21 protein-coding genes and 1 pseudogene are annotated in these 19,801 nt (G+C 71.1%); 8 read left to right on the top strand and 14 right to left on the bottom strand.

All coding sequences use genetic code 11. The features are described 5' to 3' along the window. Positions 1-48: 48 nt before the first annotated feature. Positions 49-558 carry a GNAT family N-acetyltransferase gene (locus tag ACS04_RS34375; protein ID WP_048480797.1) on the bottom strand — a complete coding sequence of 170 codons (510 nt, stop codon included), beginning with the start codon at positions 556-558 and terminating at the stop codon, positions 49-51. 236 nt (positions 559-794) lie between these two features. Here ACS04_RS34375 and ACS04_RS34370 point away from each other — a divergent pair, with 236 nt between their 5' ends. Further along, positions 795-1,250: a hypothetical protein gene (locus tag ACS04_RS34370; protein WP_048480796.1), complete on the top strand. Its 456-nt coding sequence runs from the start codon at positions 795-797 to the stop codon at positions 1,248-1,250. Between the two features lie 107 nt (positions 1,251-1,357). On the opposite strand, the gene ACS04_RS34365 is transcribed toward ACS04_RS34370, so the two are convergent. The 3 genes from ACS04_RS34365 to ACS04_RS34355 form a co-directional block, all read right to left on the bottom strand. After that, positions 1,358-1,660: a hypothetical protein gene (locus tag ACS04_RS34365; RefSeq protein ID WP_048480795.1), complete on the bottom strand. Its 303-nt coding sequence runs from the start codon at positions 1,658-1,660 to the stop codon at positions 1,358-1,360. Positions 1,661-1,755: 95 nt separating this feature from the next. Then, positions 1,756-2,730 carry a sensor histidine kinase gene (locus ACS04_RS34360; protein ID WP_048480794.1) on the bottom strand — a complete coding sequence of 325 codons (975 nt, stop codon included), beginning with the start codon at positions 2,728-2,730 and terminating at the stop codon, positions 1,756-1,758. After that, the gene (locus ACS04_RS34355; RefSeq protein WP_342449613.1) at positions 2,727-3,491 is read right to left on the bottom strand and encodes an MEDS domain-containing protein; all 765 of its coding nucleotides are present in this window, start codon (positions 3,489-3,491) and stop codon (positions 2,727-2,729) included. Before ACS04_RS34355 ends, ACS04_RS34360 begins: the two co-directional genes overlap by 4 nt. Before the next feature lie 281 nt (positions 3,492-3,772). On the opposite strand from ACS04_RS34355, the gene ACS04_RS34350 reads away from it, so the two are divergent. Together ACS04_RS34350 and ACS04_RS34345 are read left to right on the top strand one after the other, a co-directional pair. After that, complete coding sequence (locus ACS04_RS34350; RefSeq protein WP_048480792.1) at positions 3,773-4,756, top strand: GlxA family transcriptional regulator; 984 nt, start codon at positions 3,773-3,775, stop codon at positions 4,754-4,756. A 109-nt stretch (positions 4,757-4,865) separates the two neighbouring features. Beyond that, a complete protein-coding gene (locus ACS04_RS34345) occupies positions 4,866-5,621 on the top strand; it encodes an MBL fold metallo-hydrolase (RefSeq protein WP_048480791.1) in 756 nt (251 codons plus the stop codon). Positions 5,622-5,701: 80 nt separating this feature from the next. Here ACS04_RS34345 and ACS04_RS34340 read toward each other — a convergent pair whose 3' ends face one another. The 5 genes and pseudogenes from ACS04_RS34340 to ACS04_RS34320 all read right to left on the bottom strand — a co-directional run bounded on the left by ACS04_RS34340 (position 5,702) and on the right by ACS04_RS34320 (position 9,410). After that, positions 5,702-6,370 carry an SDR family NAD(P)-dependent oxidoreductase gene (locus ACS04_RS34340; RefSeq protein ID WP_048480790.1) on the bottom strand — a complete coding sequence of 223 codons (669 nt, stop codon included), beginning with the start codon at positions 6,368-6,370 and terminating at the stop codon, positions 5,702-5,704. A gap of 3 nt (positions 6,371-6,373) precedes the next feature. Continuing rightward, positions 6,374-6,910 carry a DUF4383 domain-containing protein gene (locus tag ACS04_RS34335; protein WP_048480789.1) on the bottom strand — a complete coding sequence of 179 codons (537 nt, stop codon included), beginning with the start codon at positions 6,908-6,910 and terminating at the stop codon, positions 6,374-6,376. Positions 6,911-7,113: 203 nt separating this feature from the next. Next, a complete protein-coding gene (locus tag ACS04_RS34330; RefSeq protein ID WP_048480788.1) occupies positions 7,114-8,013 on the bottom strand; it encodes an oxygenase MpaB family protein in 900 nt (299 codons plus the stop codon). Positions 8,014-8,128: 115 nt separating this feature from the next. Continuing rightward, positions 8,129-8,449: pseudogene (locus ACS04_RS38810) on the bottom strand (aldo-keto reductase family protein); the annotation flags it as partial. Between the two features lie 13 nt (positions 8,450-8,462). After that, positions 8,463-9,410, bottom strand: a complete 948-nt coding sequence (locus tag ACS04_RS34320) for an NAD-dependent epimerase/dehydratase family protein (RefSeq protein WP_048480787.1) — start codon at positions 9,408-9,410, stop codon at positions 8,463-8,465. Between the two features lie 70 nt (positions 9,411-9,480). Here ACS04_RS34320 and ACS04_RS34315 point away from each other — a divergent pair, with 70 nt between their 5' ends. Further along, entirely contained in the window at positions 9,481-10,422 is a 942-nt protein-coding gene (locus tag ACS04_RS34315; protein ID WP_048480786.1) for a LysR family transcriptional regulator, read from the top strand. A 60-nt stretch (positions 10,423-10,482) separates the two neighbouring features. Here ACS04_RS34315 and ACS04_RS34310 read toward each other — a convergent pair whose 3' ends face one another. The 4 genes from ACS04_RS34310 to ACS04_RS34295 all read right to left on the bottom strand — a co-directional run bounded on the left by ACS04_RS34310 (position 10,483) and on the right by ACS04_RS34295 (position 13,766). Continuing rightward, a complete protein-coding gene (locus tag ACS04_RS34310) occupies positions 10,483-11,148 on the bottom strand; it encodes a response regulator transcription factor (RefSeq protein ID WP_048480785.1) in 666 nt (221 codons plus the stop codon). Further along, the gene (locus ACS04_RS34305; protein WP_048480784.1) at positions 11,145-12,356 is read right to left on the bottom strand and encodes a sensor histidine kinase; all 1,212 of its coding nucleotides are present in this window, start codon (positions 12,354-12,356) and stop codon (positions 11,145-11,147) included. The genes ACS04_RS34310 and ACS04_RS34305 overlap by 4 nt, the downstream gene beginning before the upstream one ends. Before the next feature lie 2 nt (positions 12,357-12,358). After that, positions 12,359-12,883 (bottom strand): hypothetical protein, encoded by a 525-nt coding sequence (locus ACS04_RS34300; RefSeq protein ID WP_048480783.1) that lies wholly within the window; start codon positions 12,881-12,883, stop codon positions 12,359-12,361. Between the two features lie 154 nt (positions 12,884-13,037). Then, positions 13,038-13,766, bottom strand: coding sequence for a helix-turn-helix domain-containing protein (locus tag ACS04_RS34295; RefSeq protein WP_158977813.1), 729 nt, complete (start codon positions 13,764-13,766; stop codon positions 13,038-13,040). Positions 13,767-13,846: 80 nt separating this feature from the next. Here ACS04_RS34295 and ACS04_RS35675 point away from each other — a divergent pair, with 80 nt between their 5' ends. Continuing rightward, on the top strand, positions 13,847-14,752 hold the full coding sequence (locus tag ACS04_RS35675) for a LysR family transcriptional regulator (protein ID WP_053081108.1): 906 nt from the start codon (positions 13,847-13,849) through the stop codon (positions 14,750-14,752). A gap of 57 nt (positions 14,753-14,809) precedes the next feature. Here the strand turns inward: ACS04_RS35675 and ACS04_RS34285 are convergent, their stop codons facing one another. After that, positions 14,810-15,865, bottom strand: coding sequence for a LacI family DNA-binding transcriptional regulator (locus tag ACS04_RS34285; protein ID WP_048480911.1), 1,056 nt, complete (start codon positions 15,863-15,865; stop codon positions 14,810-14,812). 445 nt (positions 15,866-16,310) lie between these two features. Here ACS04_RS34285 and ACS04_RS34280 point away from each other — a divergent pair, with 445 nt between their 5' ends. The 3 genes from ACS04_RS34280 to ACS04_RS34270 all read left to right on the top strand — a co-directional run bounded on the left by ACS04_RS34280 (position 16,311) and on the right by ACS04_RS34270 (position 19,758). Next, positions 16,311-17,672, top strand: coding sequence for an ABC transporter substrate-binding protein (locus ACS04_RS34280; protein ID WP_048480782.1), 1,362 nt, complete (start codon positions 16,311-16,313; stop codon positions 17,670-17,672). Between the two features lie 129 nt (positions 17,673-17,801). Continuing rightward, positions 17,802-18,860: a carbohydrate ABC transporter permease gene (locus tag ACS04_RS34275; protein WP_048480781.1), complete on the top strand. Its 1,059-nt coding sequence runs from the start codon at positions 17,802-17,804 to the stop codon at positions 18,858-18,860. A gap of 4 nt (positions 18,861-18,864) precedes the next feature. After that, complete coding sequence (locus ACS04_RS34270; RefSeq protein ID WP_048480780.1) at positions 18,865-19,758, top strand: carbohydrate ABC transporter permease; 894 nt, start codon at positions 18,865-18,867, stop codon at positions 19,756-19,758. Positions 19,759-19,801 lie beyond the last annotated feature (43 nt).

The following is a 19,801-nucleotide window of genomic DNA, read 5'->3' as shown; positions in this document are numbered from 1 at the left end:
TGCCCAGTACCCGCTGAGGCCGCCGCGTCCCCCGCACCCGCTGTCAGGTCAGATCAGGTCGGTGCGAGGGTCGATGGCCCAGTGATTGGTATGCAGGACTCGACCGGCGAAGGGCACGTCCTGCTTACCCAGGAACCGGAAGCCGAGCGTGCGGCAGATGCTGTTGGACGGGGCGTTGGTCGTTGCGGGGAATGCGTGTATCACCCCCCACCGGCCATCGTCGAGTGCCAACTCAAGCACCTTGCGGACGCCCTGCTTCCCGAGTCCCTGCCCCTGGTACTCCGGCAGCACCATCCAGCCGATCTCGGAGATGCGCTCGCCGTCCGCCTCGTGGGGCCACAAGGTCACGGTTCCCGCTACCACGTCGGGCTCCGCCTCATCGGGCACGATCATCTTCGTCCAGTCGGAGTCCGCTGCCACTCGTAGAACATCACGTCGGACCTTCGCCTCCATGCCTTCGCGAGGCAGCGGGCCGCCGAGCTCGGCCATCATGACCGGGTCGCATCGCATCCGGACGTAGGCGTCGACGTCCCCGTACTCGACATCACGTAGCAGCACCTGTGTTGCTCCCTCCTTGTTGGATTCAGACGTCATGGTGGCGGCCGCTGACCTCGGCGCGGAAGACGGCCCGGTCCCCGGCGACGCGTGGGTCTTCGGAGTTTTCACCCCTCTGACAGGCGGAGTTCAGGACGTGATCACCCGCCATTCTTATGTCATGTGAAATATCACATGACATAAGGCGGGTCGATGATCCGTCACGCATCAACCAAGGACACGAAGGAGAGCACGTCCCCATGAACCGCTTAGCCCTTCTCGCAGTCGGCGTCGCCGGTCTGACCGTTCTGGCCGCCGGCCCCGCATCCGCGACCCCTGCGGCCGCCGCCGACCAGACCGTGACCACCTGCGGGAACTCGGGCCTCCAGGCCGGCCTGCTCACCCGCCTGTGCGCGGAGGTCACCGGTACTACGGTGCAGTTCTACGGCAAGGTAAGCCTCGCCGGGCCGCCCTCCCCCGGCAGCCCGGCGCCGGCTCCGAAGGAGCTGTCCACCACGCTGTCTTCCGAGGTCGTAGGCGCCGGCGCCCCGCCCCTCACGCAGGACAAGCCTGTCCTCTTCACCACCACGACGCTCGAAGTGCGCGGCCCGGCGAGCACCGTCCCCTGTGGCACCACGGTCCGCGGCACGTTCGGCGTGGCCTCCTTCCCCTGGACCCCCCGCCCGGTCGTGCACGAGGTCACCGTCACCTGCTGACGCCCCGCCGCCCGGCTCTCACCTGAGGGCTGCCGCCCCTCACCAGACGGCAGCCCTCAACGTAAACAGCCAACCGGGCCGGGCGGCCCCTGGGCGTTCGGGCCGCGTCACTCGCGGTGAGCGGGGTGCCCGTCGGCGAGGAGGCTCCCGTACGCCAGAGCCAGCACGGGGAAGCCGAGGTAGTGCAGCGCCAGGCGGGCCGTCTCCGCGGTGGACGGCTCATGGCCGGTGGCCTCCTTCAGGAGGGCGACCACGTAGTGCAGGCCGCCTCCCACGAGCGCGAACCACGCTTGGTTCTTGCTGAAGGTGGAGCTGTGCGCGGGCACCAGCTCGGCGGCTGCCCGCTGGACCTGGGCGAGGGTGACTTCGCGGCGGACGCCGTCGGAGAGGAACGTCGCGTTGACGGTCATGCGGATGGTCCTTCGGGTTGATATCGCGCCCGCCGTGGGGCTCGAATTGGCCGGGCCCCCGGAGACTCTCTGGCACGGCCTTCGTCTCCGGGGCGTCAGCGCGCCTGGACGTCCATGTGGAGGCGTACGGTGGTGCCCTGTTCGGGGGTGGAACGGATTTCGACCAGGTCGCAGAGCTGGTGCGCGAGCCACAGGCCGCGGCCGCCGAGCTGTCGGGCCGACGGCCGGATGCGGCCGGCCATCGGGTCGGCAATGTATCCGGCGTCCCGGAACTCGCACAGGAACACCGAGTCCTGGGCCCACGTACGCAGGGTTCCGGAGCCCCCGCCGTGGCGGATGCTGTTCGTGGCGATCTCGGTGGCGGCGACGGCGAGCTTCGCCTGCTGCTCCTGGGAGACGCCCGCGTCGGACGCGCACTGGGCGACCTTCGAGCGGACCGCGGCCAGGTCCCCGTACGTGTAGCTGACCTCCTGGTACGGATCGCACGGGGCGGGCAGTACCTCGAACGGGTAGGGTCCGGCGTCCAGGAAGTCACCGTTGGGTGTGTTCCGGCCGTCTTCGTGGATCAGCGGGTGGCAGCGGGAGACGGACCTCAGCGCGGCCTGGTCCCCGTCCGTGGCGTCGTAGGGGCACAGCATCGACCACGCGGAGCTGCGCGCGAAGGCCTGGTTCAGCAGCCACTCGTGCTGGCGCAGCTCCGAGAGGTGGGCGGCGTTGCGGGCCTGGCTCCAAGCGGTCTCGCCGACACCCCGTACCGGCCGGCCTCCCTCGCCGCTCCCCTCCAGCCAGGCGGTCCAGGCGGCGACGAGCCGCCCCGGATTGGGTCCGGCCGTTGCGGTGTCGACGAAGGTTACGGCGGGCTCGCCGGCCAGCTCGCCCCGCAGCAGTGCTGCCCTGGCCTCGGGGACGGCGACGACCACCGCCTCGTCGGCCTCCAGCGCCTCACGGATGTAGCCGAGGGTGCCGGTCATGAACTGGTCCTGACCCCGGTACGGGTACAGCTCGTGGCGGAAACGGGCCTCGCTACGGGCTGCCGACTCGGGAGCCCCGGGCGGCTGGGTGGTGCTCATACGGCCATCACCACCGGCACACCAGGCGCGGCGTACCCCGCGAGTTCCCAACACAGCCGCACGGTCTCGTTGGCACCCTCCACGACGACGTGCCGTCCGGGAAGGTGGTTCGCCGCCTCGACCAAGGCTCCCATTCCGGCGGCGTCGATCATCTGCAGACGCCCGAAACACAGCCTCATCCTCGGCGTGTACCGCAACGCCGCGCGAAGCGCGGCATTGAACGCCGCCGCCCCCTGTGAATCGATCACCCCGTCCACGCTCCAGCTGCCGACGCCCGTACTGAACATCCGGAAGGCCGGACGCTCTGCACGTGTGCCCATCTCATGCGGGTGCACACTCGCCACGTACTCCAGCGTATCCGCCTGCCACTGGGACGGACGGAACGCGCACACCACCATCGCGCCGCACTCCGAGGCGAACTCGTCGAGCCTGAGCTCCTGGGCCATGAGGTCGTGCGCCGCACCGGGCTCCGTCACCGGCATCCGCTCGGCAAGCACCCGTACCGAACGGTAACCCTCTCGGGCTGCGGTACGGGCTTCGCGCTTCACCGCCGCCAGAACCGAGTCGGCATCCCCCGGGTCGGGCAGATCGAGCACCACCGCGGCCGAGGCCCGGAACGTGTCCCCGGCAACGCCGCCGACCGCCCCGACCACCACGATCTTGTCCCCGTACAGGGCCCCGTCGGCCACGTACGCCCGTGCCGTACCAGGAAAGGGAGCAGCCGCGTCGACGCGCCAGCAGACGTGGTCACCGACGTCCACCTCGTCCAGCGTCGCCAAAGCCCGTGCCGCTCTCACCTCGCCCCCTTCTCGGCCGTCCGACCCCATGCATGGATCAGACTACTGCGCCGTGACGGGGCGATCTCGCTACGGCTGAATCATGCATCCCGGCACTGGCGCGTGAAGACACGGGGAGACACGCGGAGACACGTGGAGACACGTGAAGAACAGTCTCGGCCAGCTGGGCGGATGGGGCTCGGGATGGCCGGATGTGCCGCATCCTCGTCATTGCAGCCATCGGGGAGGGACGTGATGATCAGGTCATGCCCGAAACGCACAGAGTCGTCATCGCCGCCTTTCCCGGGGTGGAGCTGCTGGACGTCACCGGCCCGGCCGAGGTGTTCTCCGTCGCCTCCCGGGTCCTCGGCGGCGACCGGCCCGCCTACCAGGTACGGATCGCGACGGCCGATGGTGGCGAACTGCCGACGGGTAGTGGGGTCCGGCTGCTGGCCGACCTGGCCCTCGACGAGGTGGACGGCCGGGTCGACACCCTGCTCGTCGCCGGTGCCATCGACCTGGCCGACGGCGCGGTGGAGCCGGTGGTCGACGCCCAGGTCACCGCATGGTTGCGGCGGGCGGCTCCGCGGGCCGGCAGGACGGGTTCGATCTGCGCCGGCGCCCACCTCCTTGCCGCTGCCGGGCTGCTCGACGGGAGGCGCGCGACGACGCACTGGCTGACCGCTGCCCGGCTGGCCGCGGAGCATCCGCAGGTCACCGTCGACCCGGACCCGATCTTCATCCGCTCCGGACCCGTATGGACCTGCGCCGGTGTCACCTCGGGGATGGACATGGCGCTCGCGATGGTCGCCGAGGACCACGGCGGGGCAGTGGCCCTGGCCGCCGCCCGGATGATGGTCATGTACGTCAAGCGCTCCGGCGGGCAGAGCCAGTTCAGCGTGCCGCTCTCCGTACAGGACGAGGCTCCCGCCGACGACCGGATCGACGACCTGCGGCGGTGGATCGCCGACCACCTCGCCGAGGACCTGTCGGCCGAAGTCCTCGCCGAGCGCCTGCACTTGAGCGTGCGGCACTTCACGCGCGTGTTCCGTCAGCGCACCGGCACCACGCCTGCCGCCTACGTGGAGGCCGCTCGACTGGAGGCCGCCCGGCGATTGTTGGAGGAGAGCGACCACAGCCTGCCGGAGACCGCCGCGGTCAGCGGTCTGGGCTCGGTGGACACCTTGCACCGCTCCTTCCAGCGCAGGCTGGGAACGACCCCCGCGGAGTACCGGCGCCGCTTCCGGTAGCCATCCACTCCCCCGCCCCCCGGCCGGACGTACCGCGCACTCTCGATCGCCGCCCGGCGGATCTCAAGCATGCCCGCACACGGGCTGCCGCGACACACTGGAGCACACCATGTCCCGTACGAAGGTCCTCCCGATCCCGGTCCTGGGCCGGCACGCGGTCAACGCCTACCTGCTGTTGGGCAGTCGGCCGGTGATCGTCGACTCGGGGACGCCCGGCAGCGGCCGGCGGATCATCGACCGGATCACCGAGTACGGGGTGGACCCGGCCGACGTCTCGCTGATCGTCATCACCCACGGCCACATCGACCACTTCGGTTCCGCCGCCGAGCTGCACCGCCTCACCGGCGCGCCCGTCGCGGCCCACGTCGCCGACCTCGGACCGTACCGAGGCGGCCGGGCCCGCGCGCCATACCTGCCGACCGGACCGATGGGCCGCGCGATGGCCCGCCGCAAGGAGCTCCACGTCCAGGCCGAACCGTTCGAGCCCGACGTGCTGATCAGCGCCGCGACCAGCCTGGAGGACTTCGGTGTCGCGGGACGCGTCATGCCCACCCCCGGGCACACCGCGGGCTCCGTCTCCGTCCTCACCGACGAGGGCGACCTCGTCGCCGGCGACTTGGTCGCCAACTCCTTCATGGGCCTCATCCCCGGAAGGCCCGCCAACCCGCCCTTCCACGACGACCCGGTCGGCAATCTCGCCAGTCTCCAGGCGATGCTCGACCTCGACCCCACCGCCCTGCACGTGGGCCACGGCGCCCCCCTGCGCCCCGACCGGGTCCGGCGGTGGGCGCGGCGCGAACACCATCGCCTGGCCCGGCTCGAAGCGGCCGGCCGCCTCACCACGCGTGCGGAGGGCCGGCCCTGAACGAGGCGCACGCCGCGGCGGCCCGGGCGGGGGTGGAACCCGCCGCGAGTACACGAGCGGTTCTCGGGGCCGTTCGGGGATTACCGGCGAGCGGATGCGAGATGTCTAAGGAGGCGGTCGAGCAGTGCCGCCATTTCTGTGGCCGGATCCGCGCCGGCCGGGAGACGCGGTGGGCTCCCTGCGATGGCGCGCGTGGTGAACCCCGTATCCATATGGGGCAGTCGTGCGTCGACGACGTCCACGCCACGGCGGCGTACTTCGCGGGAGACCACTCCGAGCCAGACGGAAAGCGCCGATTTCGCGGCCGCGTAGTCAGCGGTTCCCATGAGCGGCGTTTCGACGATGGCGCCCGTGATCGCGGCGAGGAACCCGCCGTCGCGCACCACGGGGACCGCTCCGCGGAGCACAGCCATGGGGCACAGCGCGTTGACGGTCATCAGGTGTTCAGCGACCGCGTCCGGTACGGAGTCCGCACTGCCGAACGCGGGAACGCCGACGGCCACCAGAACTCCGTCGAGTCCGCCGAGAGCGGCGGCCGCCCGAGGTGCCGCTCGGGCGCAGCCGTCCAGGTCGTAGGCATCGATGGGAAAGGCCGGGCAGCCGGTCCGGATCGCCAGAGCGTCCAGTCGGGCGGTGTCACGCCCGGCCACGGCGGGCTGAGCCCCGCGGGCCAGCAGGCCGTGGACCGCGTGAGTGCCGAGCTCGCCCGTGGCACCGACCACCAGCACGCGGGGCGCCTCGCCGTCCACGAGCTACCGCCTCGGCAGTTGGGGCTGCGCGGTGCCGCCCGCCAGGACGCTCTGGGTGGCTTCGGCTTCCGGCGTCGTGTCGCCACGGTGGCGACGCTGCCAGTAGGGGTTGTCGTGAGGGAGACCGCCGCTGACTCGGCCGTACATGCCGAAGGTCATGATCAGCAGGCCCATGAGGAAGCTGAAGATCACGTTCGTCATACCGAAGTCGAGGATGTTGCCCGGCCGCCCGATGAGAAACAAGTGGACGAAGCCACTCAGCACGAACAGCACCCCGACTGCGATGTTGACGCTCGAAGCGACGTTGCCGCCGATCAGAGCCGCGACGAAGAGGAGCAAGCCGAAGACCACGGAGATGGTGCTCAGCAGCCCGTTCGTGGACATCCCCGCGATGCGCTGCCCGGCGGTGTCGAAGGAGGAGAGGCTGCCGGCGAAGCCGAGGCATCCGAAGACGAGGAGGAGGAGCCCGCACAGCGCAGCGCCGACCCGGTAGACGCGGCTGAGGGGATGATCGACCGGCAGTTCATCACGAAGGTCCATGGCCACTCCTGGGATCAGTCGCTTGTACAGCACCGACGAGTCGAGAATGACCGAAATGAGACGTTAGCGAAAGTCGCAGCGGTTCTGCACCGAATTGGCGTCTACACGGTCTGTGCGGAGCCGTCCCTGGCGGGTGTCACCTGCTCGATCGCCGGGAAGCGCGTGCCTGAGCATCCTCTCCCCACCGCGCCGCCCGGTCCGGATTACGGCAGAGCGCTACCGGCGTCCGGGGCCGCGGCCGCGGGTACCGGCGGCGTGGCCCACCGGATCCCGGCGATCACCGCACGGCCTCCGACCCCGGCCAAGGGCCGCAGGAGCCGTGCCGAGAGGGGAAGGGACAGCTGCCGTCTCGCCCATGGGGGCAGGAGGTCCACGGCGGCGGCGGCCAGGAGGGCGTACGGAACCCGTACGGCCCTCGGCAGCGGAGGATGCGACAGCAGGTACTCGGTCGTCTCGCGCGACTCCGCGGTGGAGCGGAGCTCTCCGCGGTACCGGGCGAGGCGGGCGGACAGCTCCGCGCGGGTGGCGGGCGGGTCCTCGGCGCCCAGGCGGGCGGCGACCAGCGCCATGTCGCGCACGTACGCGTCCTGCCCGGCCCGGTTCAGGGGCCGGCGCCCGTAGCGCTGGTAGGCCCGCAGGAAGCACTCCGCCTCGGCGGCGTGTACCCAGGCCAGGAGATGCGGGTCGGAGGCGCGGTAGGGCTCGCCCTGCGACGTGACCCCGCTGATCCGGTCGTGGACGCCACGCACCCGACGTACCGCCTGAGCAGCGTCCTGGTCCGTACCGAACGTCGTGACAGCCAGGAACGTACTGGTCCGCTGGAGCCGGCCCCAGGGGTCTCCCCTGAATCCGGAGTGCGCCCAGACGGCCGCCATCGCATGCGGGTGCAGGGACTGCAGCAGCAGCGCGGCCAGTCCGCCGACGTACATCGACGCGTCCGCGTGCACGAGTCTGATCGGACTGCCGGGCTCGAACCAGCGCGGACCGGGAGCGCCGTGGATGCGCGCACGCTTGTCGTGCGCCGAGGGGCCCGCCACTCGGCGTAGGAGCTCCTCCCCTGCCCGGGTCCGGAGCTCGGTGAGTGCTGGAGGTGACCAGAGCATGCTTCCATCATCGCGCCTGCGCCGCGTCCCGGTCGGACTGTGCGGGAATTCGGAGCGCCGTGGCAGGCGACCAGGCCGGGCAGATGTGGTCCTTCAAGGTTCGGGAAGGGGCTGGCTGGTACAGGCCGATCGCCTCGACGCCCAGCCGTTTCGCGGAGGCTTCGGCGGCGCGCTTGAGGTGGTCCGGGTCGCCGTTGACGGTCCAGCTCCCGTCCCCGGGTCGAGCGCGCCCACCCTTGGTGGCGGCCAGGACGTGGGAGGTGTCGCCGCCGTAACGGGCCAGGGCCCGCGACGAGTGTGACGCCGGCGTCGAGTGCGGCGTGGACGGTGGCTATGGCCATGCCCGGCCCTCGTCAGGGCGGTGTTCGATGGACAGCGGCATGGCGCCCAGCCCGATGGCGCTGACGGTGGTGTCTCCGATGGCGCGGTACTGCATGGTGGGGTGCTCCTCAGTCGGTGGTGGGGATGGCGGGGGATGCGGCGAGGGCCTCGGCGACGGCGCCGGGAAGCCAGTCGGCGGTGCGGGAGAACAGGTAACCCAGGCTTTTCGCGCGGGCGTTGCTCATTGCGTAGGAGCGGTCGAAGGAGAACGGCGAGGCCGGCGCGCCGGCGGCGACCATCCGGTAGACGGGTTCGCGGCCGACGGCGGCGGCAACCGTCGCGGCGAGGTCGCGCACGTCCAGCAGCCCGTCGGAGCAGGCGTTGACCGGCCCGGCGAAGTCACTGCCGGTGGCCGCCCAGAGCAGTACGGCCGCCAGTTCGGCGTGGTGGATGAACACCGTGGGCAGCGGGTCCTCGTGCACCTCGACGGCTTCGCCTCGGCGAATGCGCTCGGTGTAGTGGGCCAACCGGCCGGTGAACTCCCGTACGCCGCCGCCGAGTACGTGCGCACTGCGCACGCAGGCGAACGTGAAGCCACCGGCCCGGGCCAGGACGGCCTCCGCCTGCCGCTTGCCCTCCGCGTAGTGTCCCGCGAGGTAGGCCGCCTCGTGCCAGGGCAGGTCCATGGCCACGAGCCAGGCGGCCGGGTCCACGGTCTCCTCCGGCGCCCCGTGGCCCGGTGGCACGGCGGGCAGCGCAGCGGTCGCGGGGTCGTACACCTCGATCGTGGAGGTCATGACGTAGCGGCGCGTGCGGCCCGCGAAGACCTTGGCGGCGATCGCCGCCTGAACGGGCGTGTAGCAGACCTGGTCGACGACCACGTCGAAGGTGCGGGAGCCGAGGGCCGCGACGAGCGCCTCCTCGTCGTCGCGGTCGATGAGGAGGTGCTCGACGCCGGCGGGCGGCCGGCCGGAGCCCCGGTTCATCACCGTGACCTCGTGCCCTGCCGCCTGAAGACGCTCGACCAGGAGCTTTCCGAAGTACCGGCTTCCGCCGATGACGAGAATCCTTTGCATGCCTTCACTCTGGGCGCCTATCGTGATCAGCAGAAGTGATCACCTACTGGAAGCGCTTTAAGGAAAACTGTTGATCGATGTGCAGCGGCTGCGCGTACTGCGCGCCGTGGCGGAGCAGGGCAGCTTCACCAAGGCTGCCGCGGCGCTCCGCCTCACGCCCTCCGCCGTCTCCCAGCACGTGGCGCTGCTGGAACGCAGCCTCGGAGTCGAGGTCGTGGTACGGAGCACGCGCGGGGTCACCCTCACCGAGGCCGGCCGCATCATGGTCGGTGCCGCCGAGTCCGTGGCGGCCGAACTCGCACATGCCAGGCAGCGGGTGGAGCAGCTCGGCTCGGGCCGCACGCAGCTGACCGTGGCCACGTTCAGCACCGGCGGCCGGCACCTGCTGCCCGGCGCGCTGACCCGGTTCACGGCGGTCCGTCCCCGTACCCTCCTCCACGTCCGGGAAGGCGAGCCCGAGACCACCCTGCCCCTGGTCCGCCAAGGCGCCGTGGACTTGGCCCTCGCCTATCACTTCGACGGCCCCCTGCCCCTCGGGCCCGGCCCGAACACCGGCCTGACCTGGACCGCGCTGCTGGAGGACGCGCTGCACGTCGTACTTCCGCAGGCGCACCCGCTCGCCACCCGCGAATCGCTGGACATCGCCGAACTGGCGGCCGAGCCCTGGATCCTCGGCTGTCTCAAGACCGAGGCGTACCTGCACCGCTACGCCGAGCGAGCGGGCTTCACACCGGAAGTCCGCGGGAGCACCACCGACTACTTCTTCGCCCGCTCGCTCGTCGCCGCGGGCATGGGCGTCTCCCTCATCCCCTCCATCGCACTCCACCCGAGCGTGCCGGGCGTGCGCGTCGTCCCGGTCAAGGCGCCCGCTCCGACCCGGTACATCGGCGTGGCCACGATCGGCCGGCACGGCGAACGCCCGCACGTTGCGGCGTTCCTGCGGGCCCTGCGCGAGCAGGCGGCCCGGCAAGACCTGTCGGGGCCTGACGGCCACCGCAAGAACGCCACCTGACCACACGGCAGGCCGCGCCACCGGCGCGTGAGGCCGCAGGCCGGGGCGGGTCGGTTCGGGTCAGGCCAGGCCCGATGCGATGGCGCGGCGGACGGCGTCCGCGCGGTCACGGATCCCGGCCTTGGCGAACAGGTTGTTGATGTGCGTCTTGACCGTGGCCTCGCTGATGAAGAGCCGCTCGGCGATGCCCCGGTTGGGCAGGCCCTCGCCGATCAGCGCGAGGACCTCGCGTTCGCGGGGGGTGAGGTCCTCGGGCAGGGGCCCTTCGAGCGGGGGCGCCTTGGTCCTGGCGGTGGCGAGGAGGCGTTCCTGGACCTCGCGGTCGAGTACGGACTGACCGGCGGCCGCAGCCCGGATCGCGCGGGTGATGTCCTGGCGTCCGGCGTTCTTGGTCAGGTAGCCCCGGGCTCCCGCGCCCAGCGCGCCGAGAATCGAGTCGTCGTCGGCGAAGGTGGTCAGGACGACCACCGCGACCTGCGGGGCCTCGACGGCCAGTCGGCGGGTCGTCTCGATGCCGTCCATGACGGGCATCCGCAAGTCCATCAGCACCACGTCCACCGGGCCGGCGGCGACGGCCGCCAGTACCTCGGTGCCGTTCGCCGCGGCCGCGACGACCTCGATGCCCTCGGCCAGGGCGAGGACCGCGGCCAGCGGTTCGCGGACCGCGGCCTGGTCGTCGGCGACCACCACCTTCAACTGCTGCTCCTGCACTGCGTCTCCGGTCATTGCGGGATCACTGCCTCCACTTGCCAGTCGCCTCGGTGCGGGCCCTCGGTGGCCAGGCCCGCTGTGAGCGTTCCCCCCAGCTGGGCGACACGTTCACGCATGCCGATCAGTCCCATCCCGCTGCCCTCACCCGGGAGCACAGGTCGGGTGGCGGGGCGGTTGCGGATTCCCAGCACGGTCGATGCCGGGGTGAACGCCAGCTCGACCGAGACGGCTCCCCCGGGCGCGTGCCGGGCCGCGTTGGTCAGGGCTTCCTGGGCGATCCGCAACAGGCACCGGACCACATCGGCGGGCAACTCGCGCACGGCCCCGGTGACGGTGAGTGCGTCCCGGTGGCCCGAGGACGCGAGCATCGAGGCGAGGGTCTCCCGCAGCGGCAGCGCGTCCTCCCGCAGGGCGTGCACGGTCCACTGCGCTTGCTTCAGGCTCTCCTTGACGAGGCCGTGTGCCTTGGCGTGGGCCTCTCGGACCTTCTCCAGGTCCCCCGTGTCGATCAGCGCGTCCGCGAGCTCCAACTGCATGTTGATCCCGGCGAGGGAGTGCGCCAGGACGTCGTGCACGTCCCGGGCGATCCGGCCCCGTTCGGTGAGCACGGCGGTGCGCGCCTCGGCGCGGGCGGCGCGTTCGGCCGACTCGGCGGCGTCGATCGCCGCCCGTACGGCCTGCCGCTGACTGCGGTTGGCGATGCCGATGAGGACCGGGGCGCCGGCGGTGAGGCCGAACACCCACGGCAGCACCTCGTGCCCCGGTCCCAGGCGCAGGTACAGCACGGCACCGCAGAGCAGGCTGCAGAACCCCGCCAGGACGAGGGCCTGCCGGGTGTCCAGCCGGTATCCGATGTGGCCGGCGAGTATGAAAGCGAAGAGGTAGCCCGTTCCGCTGCTGCTCAGGCCGATCAAGGCAGCAGCTGCGACGACCCCGAGCGTGAGCCAGATGAGGGCGAGGCGCGGCGGGACCTTGTGCTCGGGCAGCCGACGGGCCAGCAGCGCCGCGGAGTTGACCACGACGAGTGCGGCTACGGCCAGGCCCCGGCCGCTCAGCCCCACGGGCCGGATCGTCAGGACTCCCACCGCGACGACCGCGAGGGAGACCACCCATTGCAGGCGCGGGTCGTGCCCGGGTACGGGACGCGTGCCCGCACCCCGGCCGATGTCGTCGCCGGGGTGCGGGGCGCTCTGGTCTGCGGGCACAGGCCGAAGATACGGCACGGTCAGACCGTGGTGCCGAGCACGGGCCGGGTCGGGGCCGTCCGCACCGCCCGGCTGCGTACGTAGATCGTGGCCACCCGGGTGACGACCTCGGTGAGTGCCATGAGGACGAAGGCCGCGACCCACGCCTGCCCGCTGGTGATGTGGTGCGCGAGGCTGAAGCGGGCGACGTCGTCGGCGCCGCCGCCGTGCTCCACCCAGATCTGGAAGCCCATTCGGGCCCCCATGCCCGCGATCCACAGGACCGCCGACACGGCGCCCGCCTTGATCAGGAGGTCCCCGTCGAGGGTGCGGATGCGGGTGTAGACCCCGCCGGCGATGCCGAGCGCGGCGCCCACCGCCGTCAGGGCCCCGATCAGGACGAGGTCGTTGCCGGCGGTGGGGACGGAGTCCAGGTACGAATAGGCCGTCAAGGCCACGATCGCCAGCGGGACCAGGAAGGTCTTGTGGTCGAGACGGCCCTCCCGCAGCTGCCGGAAGACGATCAGGACGAGGGCGATGTCGGTGATCCACTCGGTTGTTGTCATGTCCTCCAGACTGCTGCGGCGCCCTTCGCCACGCCTGGACCCGAGGGTGGAAAGGGGGGTGGAGATCGGGCACGGGCCTCCCCGTGGCCGCCGGATCGGCGCCGTGGTGGCGGACGCGGGCACGAACGCTCTGGCGCCTTGGTGCTCGGCCCGTTCAGGGGGCGGTCAGTGCCTCGACGAGTCGAGCGAACTCGGTGCGCTGCCGGTGGGTCAGTTGGGCATAGAGCGGTGCCTGCATCTCGTCGGTGATTCGCTCCGCCCGTTGCAGTCGGGGGATGTCGGCCGCTTCGGCGGGCTGCGGCCGGGGCCAGCCGTAGTGGGCTGCCTGCTCGACCCCCAGGTTGATGACCATGGCGGCTTCGGCGCTCAGCCCGACCCCGCGCACCGCGGCCAGGTGGCAGGCGCCGCGGTGTTCGCGCAGTACGTGTACGCGCTGCATGGCCGCTCCCACCGGGTCGCCGTCGGGGCACGGTTGCGCGCGCCAGCCGGCGAACAGGGGCAGTGCGGTGGTGTCGGCTGCCTCGATGAGTTGTCGTGCCAGGTGGTTGAAGTGCTCCACGTCGACGTCGGCGGGGATGTGCGCCCGCCCCCAGGCGCGGACGGCCTGCGCGTAGCAGGCGGCGGCCTCCAGCGCCGGCATCACGTGCTGCCCCGCCAGCCAGCCGCCGGTCACCAGCCCGGGGCCGAGGAAGCCCTGTACCGCTTGGACCACCGCGACCGGCGCCTCGCCGAGCACTCCGAAGCGACCGCGGCAGTAGAAGCCGCGGCCCGGGGCGAACCCGGCGCGCAGACCTGTCTCGGCGGTCGCCTCGTCGGACATGAACTCGTCACCGAAGTCATGGAGGGGGCTGGCCACGGCGGCGATGCACGGGAAGATTTCCATGGCCTTGAAGATCACCCACCGCAATCCGGTAGGTCAAGAGGAGCTTTTCTGCTGCGATCCTTTAGCTAAGCTATCGAGTCATGCTCGATATCCGCCGCCTGCACATGCTCAAGACCGTCGCCACCCGGGGCTCCATCACCGCGGCCGCCCGCTCACTGGAGCTGACAGCCGGCGCCGTGTCCCAGCAACTGGCCGCACTGAGAAAGGACGTGGGAGTCGACCTGCTACGGCCCGACGGGCGAACCGTCGCGCTGACGGAGGCCGGCCGTGTCCTCCTCGAACACGCCGACCGGATCCTCGCCGCCGTGAAGGAGGCGGAAAACGCCGTCGAGGCGGTCAAGGGCACGGTAGGCGCCACCGCCACGCTCGCCGCGTTGCCGTCCACCGTCGCCAGGATGGTGGCCCCCGCGCTCGCCACCCTCGCTTCCCGCCATCCGCAGCTCGCCGTGACCTGTCTCATCACCGACCAGGCGCAACTACGCGAACTCACCCTCGGCAGCGTCGACGTGGTGCTGGGGCAGCGCTATCACCACCTGCCCGCCGCGGCGCCCCGGGGCGTCAACGTCTCGCCACTGCTCGACGACCCCCTGGTGGTCGTCACCGCAGCCGACCAGGGTGGCGAGCAGCCCGTCTTGCTGGGCGATCTGGCCGCGCTCGATCTCGCCGTACCGCCGCCGGCCACGGACTGCGGACAAGCCGTCCTCCAAGGCTTTCGTCAGGCCGGCTTCACGCTCACGCCCCGCTACATCACCGCCGACATCGCCGCCCAGGTCACCCTCGCACGGGCCGGCCTCGCCACCGCGCTCGTCCCCCGCATGGCCATCGACCCGACCACCCCCGGAATCCGCACGTCCCCCATCGCGGACCACCCGATCCAACGGCTCCTGTTCGCCGCGACCCGACACGGCGACAGCCCGAACCCGACAACCACCGCCGTCATCGCAGCACTGCGCACAGCCGCTCGGGAAGGGAGGACCGGCACGTAGGGTTCCGGCCCTCGGCACGCTCGGTGTGGCGGGCGGCTGGGGGGTCGCCGAAGTGCCTCAGGAGGAATCGCGTACGACCAGTTCCGTCGGGAGCACCTGGCGCGGCTGCCCGCCCACCCCCTGTTCCGGGGCTTCGTCGGCTCCGGACTCCTCCGCGATCTTCTGCAGCAGGAGCCGGGTCATCGTGCGGCCCATCTCCTCGATGGGCTGGCGCACGCTGGTCAGGGGCGGGTCCATCAATCGGGCCACCGTGGAGTCGTCCACCCCCACGAGCGCGACGTCCTCGGGGACCCGCCGGCCGGCCTCGCGCAGTACGCCGCGTGCGCCGGCGGCCATCACGTCGGAGGCGGCGAAGACCGCGTCCAGGCCGGGGGCCCGTTCCAGGAGCTCGCGCATCGCCAGCCGGCCGCCCTCCTCCGTGAAGTCCGCGGTCGCCTCGAGCGACTCGTCGGGCTGGATCCCGGCCTCGGCAAGACCCGCGCGGTAGCCGCCCAGACGGGCGCGGGCCACGTACATGTCCAGCGGCCCGCTGATGGTCGCGATCCTGGACCGGCCGCGCCCGACGAGGTGGGCGACGGCGGCCCGGCCCGCACCGATGTTGTCGGAGTCCACGTAGGCCACCGGCTCGGCCTCCGAACGCCGCCCGTTCATGACGACCGGCAGGCCCAGCCGCGCGATCCGGTCGGGCAGCGGGTCGTCCCCGTGGACGGATGCCAGCAGTACGCCGTCCACTCGCTGGGCCGCCAGGTAGTGCTCGAACCGTTGCCGCTCGGCCTCGGTGCGGACGAGCGTGAGCAGCAGCTGCCTGTCCGCAGCGGCCAGCTCGGCGCTGACCCCGCGGATCAGGTCGAGGAAGTACGGCTCCGAGAACACCCGCGCCTCGGTCTCCGGAATGACCAGGGCCACCGCGTCGGTCCGACTGCCGGCCAGCGCCCTGGCCGCCTGATTGGGCAGGTACCCCAGCTCCGCGACCGCCCGGGCCACCGCGTCCTTGGCGCGCTCGCTCACCCGCGGCGCACCGTTGATGACCCGGGAGACCGTGCCCCGGCCGACACCGGCCAGGGCCGCGACCTCTTCCAGAGTGGGCCTGCGGCCGCTCTGCCGTCCGCTCACGCTCTTGGACTCCCCTCGTGTGCCGTCGCCCTCCACTTGGGCGCACTCCGCTCGGGCGCGGGCCCGGTCCGCCGATCGGCAAGGCAGGACGGTACACCCGACTCCTGGCCGTGGGGATACGTTACGCCGCACGGGAGTGGGAGCGCTCCCACGATACTTCCGATCCCCTCCCGCCGCCATGGTCGCGTACACGATCCGGCAGGGGCACTGCACCCCAAGGCGGAGCCGGTTACCTCCGGAAGCTTGCGCGTAATGAATTCGCCTTCATCTCTTGACACTCACACCCGTCAGGCAGCAACCTTCCGGCAATTGGTGGGAGCGCTCCCATGCAGGGTGCGACTACGGCTTTCACATCAGGCCCCGGCTGGGCTCCCGACCGAACCGCGCGCAGCCCGCCGGGCCCCCACGGCACCCATCGAGCAGCACCCTGGACGAGGAGAGTGGAATGCGTACTTCCAGCAGCACGCACGGACGCGGACGCCGCACCGCGAAGAATCCGGTCGCCGCCGTCGCCGTCATGGCGATCGGTGCGGCCCTGCTCACCGGCTGCGGCGGCGACGGCGACGAGGGCAAGGGCGGCGGCGCGGCCGACCGCGGGCAGATCACTCTGCGGATCGGCACCTTCGGTTCCTTCGGCTACGACGACGCGACCGGGGCCAAGCTCTACGCCGAGTACACGAAGGCCCACCCGAACATCAAGATCGAAGAGTCGAACGTCGCGGACGCCCAGAAGTACTGGGACACGCTCAAGCTGCGCCTGTCCCGCGCCAGCGGCCTCGCGGACATCCAGGCCCTGGAGGTCGGCTACATCGCGGAGGCGACCGGCCCCGCCATGGCCGACAAGTGGGCCGACCTCGGCACGTCGGGCGGCGCGGACCTCGGCGCGTTCCTGGACTGGAAGGTCAAGCAGGCCACGACGGGCGACGGCAAGGTGATCGGCCTCGGCACGGACATCGGCCCGATGGCCATCTGCTACAACAAGGACCTCTTCGCCAAGGCCGGGCTGCCGACCGATCGCACCGAGGTCGCCAAGCTCTGGGCGGGCGACTGGGCGAAGTTCATCCAGACCGGAGAGGCGTACAAGAAGAGCGCCCCGGAGGGGACCTCCTTCCACGATTCCGCGAGCGGTCTGTTCAACGCCGTGATCTCCAGTGAGCCGGTGCAGTACGCCAACGCCAAGGGCGATCTGGACTACGAGAACAGTCCGGGCGTGAAGAAGGCCTGGGAGACCGCCGTGTCGGCGGCCACGGGTGGACTGACCGCAAAACTCCGCCAGTTCGACGAGAAGGGAACCTGGAACGCAGCGTTCAAGAACGCGAAGTTCGCCACCGTGGCCTGCCCGAGCTGGATGACGGGGATCATCAAGGAGCAGGCGGGCCCGGAGAACCAGGGTAAGTGGGACATCGCCGCACCGCCCGTGGCCGGGAACTGGGGCGGCTCGTTCCTCGCCGTCCCGAAGTCGGGCAAGCACACCAAGGAGGCGGCCGAACTCGCCGCCTGGCTCACCGCTCCGGCCCAGCACGCCAAGGTCTTCGGCGTGAACGGCAACATCCCCTCCTCCAAGGACACCCTGAGCTCTCCGGCGGTGCAGGGCGCGAAGCTGCCGTACTTCGGTGACACCCCGGTCGGCAAGATCTACTCGGAGGCCGCGGCCGGCATCACGCCCGCCCCGATCAGCCGCTGGGACGGACAGGTGAAGACCTTCCTCACCGACAACGGCATCCTCGACATCGAGCAGCGCGGCACCGACCCGGCGAAGGCCTGGGAGAACGTCAGGAAGCTGGTCGCGGACAAGATCGACAAGTAGCCGGGCATCCGGCGGGCCGCCTCCGCCAGCCTCCCGCCGCCGCCCGCCTCCCCGCGGGAGGGCGGCGGACCGCGCCGCCACCTCCCCATCGCCGCACCAGCGCACGCATCGACCTGGAAGGACGCCCCCGTGGCCACCTCCGTACGGGCGACCAGTGGCGGCTCCCCGCCGCCCGCCGTACAGCCATCGACCCCCGGCACCGACTCCCGCGAGCAGCGGCCCTCCGGCCGGGGCGGACTGCGCAGCACGCTCTACCGCCTGGACCTGAAGGCGGTCCCCTACGTCTTCCTCGCCCCCTTCTTCCTCACCTTCGCGGCCTTCGGGCTCTTCCCCCTGATCTACACGGGCTGGCTCTCGCTCCACCGGGTGGAACTCGGCGGCAGCGCGCAGTGGAAGGGACTGGAGAACTACACCTCCCTGGCGGGCAGCGCGTTCTTCTGGAACGCCCTCGCCAACACCTTCACCATCGGCGTGATCTCCACCGTGCCCCAGCTGCTGATGGCCCTCGGCCTGGCCCACCTGCTCAACTACAAACTCCGTGGCCGCGGTTTCTTCCGCGTGGCGGTGCTCGCCCCGTACGCCACCTCGATCGCGGCGGCGACGCTCGTCTTCGCGCAGCTGTTCAACACCGACTACGGGCTGATCAACACCGTGCTGGGCTGGGCCGGTTTCGAGCCGGTCGCCTGGGAATCCTCCAAGTGGCCCGCGCAGATCGCCATTTCGGTGATCGTCACGTGGCGCTGGACCGGCTACAACGCACTCATCTACCTGGCCGCGATGCAGGCCGTACCACAGGACCTGTACGAGGCCGCGGCACTGGACGGTGCTTCGCGCCGGCGCCAGTTCCTCAGCGTGACCATTCCCTCGATCCGGCCGACGATCCTGTTCACCCTCATCGTCTCGACCATCGGGGCCACCCAACTCTTCGGTGAACCGATGCTCTTCGGCGGCAGTGTCGGCATCAGCGGGGGCAGCGGCAACCAGTTCCAGACGCTGAGCCTGCTCATGTACGAGAAGGGCTGGGTGACCGGCGCGCTGGGGCAGGCGTCCGCCATCGCCTGGGTCATGCTCCTGCTGCTCCTGCTCATCGGCGGCTTCCAGGCTCTGGTCTCCCATTCGAACCACCGTCGCGGCAGCGGCAGCGGCCGCGTCCGCGCAGGCCGCATGCGCACGAAGGCGGGGAGCTGAACCCATGGGCCTCACACGCGACACGACCACTGCCCGGGCGCCGCGCGCCGGGCGCTTGCGCCCGTCGGCCGGCCGCCAGCACCACGCCGGCCCGCTGACCTATGTCCTCCTCGGCCTCGCCGCCCTGGTCTCTCTCTTCCCCCTGTACTGGAACCTCGTCGCCGCCTCCCATACGGGCGAGCGCGTCGTCAAGGCTCCGGCCCCGCTCCTGCCGGGCCCCCGGCTGTTCGACAACCTCTCCTTCGCCTGGAACCAGGTCGACATGGGCGAGGCTCTGGTCAACACGACGGTCGTGGCGGGGCTCGTGGCCCTGTCCACCGTCCTGTTCTCCACCCTGGCCGGCTTCGCGTTCGCCAAACTGGCGTTCAGGGGCAAGGGCGCGCTGCTGGCGCTCGTGGTGGCCACCATGACGATCCCGCCGCAGCTCAGTGTGATCCCGCTCTACCAGATCATCACCGACCTCGGCTGGGTCGATCAGCTGCAGTCGGTCGTGCTGCCCTCGCTGGTCGCCGCATTCGGCGTGTTCTTCATGCGCCAGTACCTCATCGAAGCCCTGCCCGTGGAGCTGGTGGAGGCCGCGCGGATGGACGGCGCGCACAGCATGCGCATCATCTGGCACGTGGTCTTCCCGGTGGCACGACCCGCGATGGCGGTCCTCGGGATGCTCGTCTTCGTGCAGGCGTGGAACGACTTCTTCTGGCCCTTCATCGCGCTGACCCCCGACGGGAACCCCACCCTCCAGGTCGCCCTGGCCGGCCTCGGCTCGGGAAACCACACCGTCGACCAGGCCGTCGTACTGACCGGGGCGCTCATATCCACCCTGCCGCTGCTGCTGGTCTTCGCCGTCCTCGGCAAGCACATCGTGGGCGGCATCACCGCCGGCGCCGTCAAGAACTGACACCGGCGGCGCCATCCGGCACGGCTTCAGCCTCATCCTCACC

The organism is Streptomyces roseus (assembly GCF_001044425.1).
Taxonomy (GTDB): Bacteria; Actinomycetota; Actinomycetes; order Streptomycetales; family Streptomycetaceae; genus Streptomyces; species Streptomyces roseus.
The sequence above is the reverse complement of the archived record's forward strand: the minus strand, read 5'-3'. Positions and strand labels throughout refer to the sequence as shown.

Coding starts and splice junctions, on each gene's coding strand:
- ACS04_RS34370 (WP_048480796.1), top strand. CDS start 795: ATGAACCGCTTAGCCCTTCTCGCAGTCGGCGTCGCCGGTCTGACCGTT.
- ACS04_RS34365 (WP_048480795.1), bottom strand. CDS start 1,660: ATGACCGTCAACGCGACGTTCCTCTCCGACGGCGTCCGCCGCGAAGTC.
- ACS04_RS34360 (WP_048480794.1), bottom strand. CDS start 2,730: ATGAGCACCACCCAGCCGCCCGGGGCTCCCGAGTCGGCAGCCCGTAGC.
- ACS04_RS34350 (WP_048480792.1), top strand. CDS start 3,773: ATGCCCGAAACGCACAGAGTCGTCATCGCCGCCTTTCCCGGGGTGGAG.
- ACS04_RS34345 (WP_048480791.1), top strand. CDS start 4,866: ATGTCCCGTACGAAGGTCCTCCCGATCCCGGTCCTGGGCCGGCACGCG.
- ACS04_RS34335 (WP_048480789.1), bottom strand. CDS start 6,910: ATGGACCTTCGTGATGAACTGCCGGTCGATCATCCCCTCAGCCGCGTC.
- ACS04_RS34330 (WP_048480788.1), bottom strand. CDS start 8,013: ATGCTCTGGTCACCTCCAGCACTCACCGAGCTCCGGACCCGGGCAGGG.
- ACS04_RS34320 (WP_048480787.1), bottom strand. CDS start 9,410: ATGCAAAGGATTCTCGTCATCGGCGGAAGCCGGTACTTCGGAAAGCTC.
- ACS04_RS34310 (WP_048480785.1), bottom strand. CDS start 11,148: ATGACCGGAGACGCAGTGCAGGAGCAGCAGTTGAAGGTGGTGGTCGCC.
- ACS04_RS34300 (WP_048480783.1), bottom strand. CDS start 12,883: ATGACAACAACCGAGTGGATCACCGACATCGCCCTCGTCCTGATCGTC.
- ACS04_RS34295 (WP_158977813.1), bottom strand. CDS start 13,766: ATGGAAATCTTCCCGTGCATCGCCGCCGTGGCCAGCCCCCTCCATGAC.
- ACS04_RS35675 (WP_053081108.1), top strand. CDS start 13,847: ATGCTCGATATCCGCCGCCTGCACATGCTCAAGACCGTCGCCACCCGG.
- ACS04_RS34280 (WP_048480782.1), top strand. CDS start 16,311: ATGCGTACTTCCAGCAGCACGCACGGACGCGGACGCCGCACCGCGAAG.
- ACS04_RS34270 (WP_048480780.1), top strand. CDS start 18,865: ATGGGCCTCACACGCGACACGACCACTGCCCGGGCGCCGCGCGCCGGG.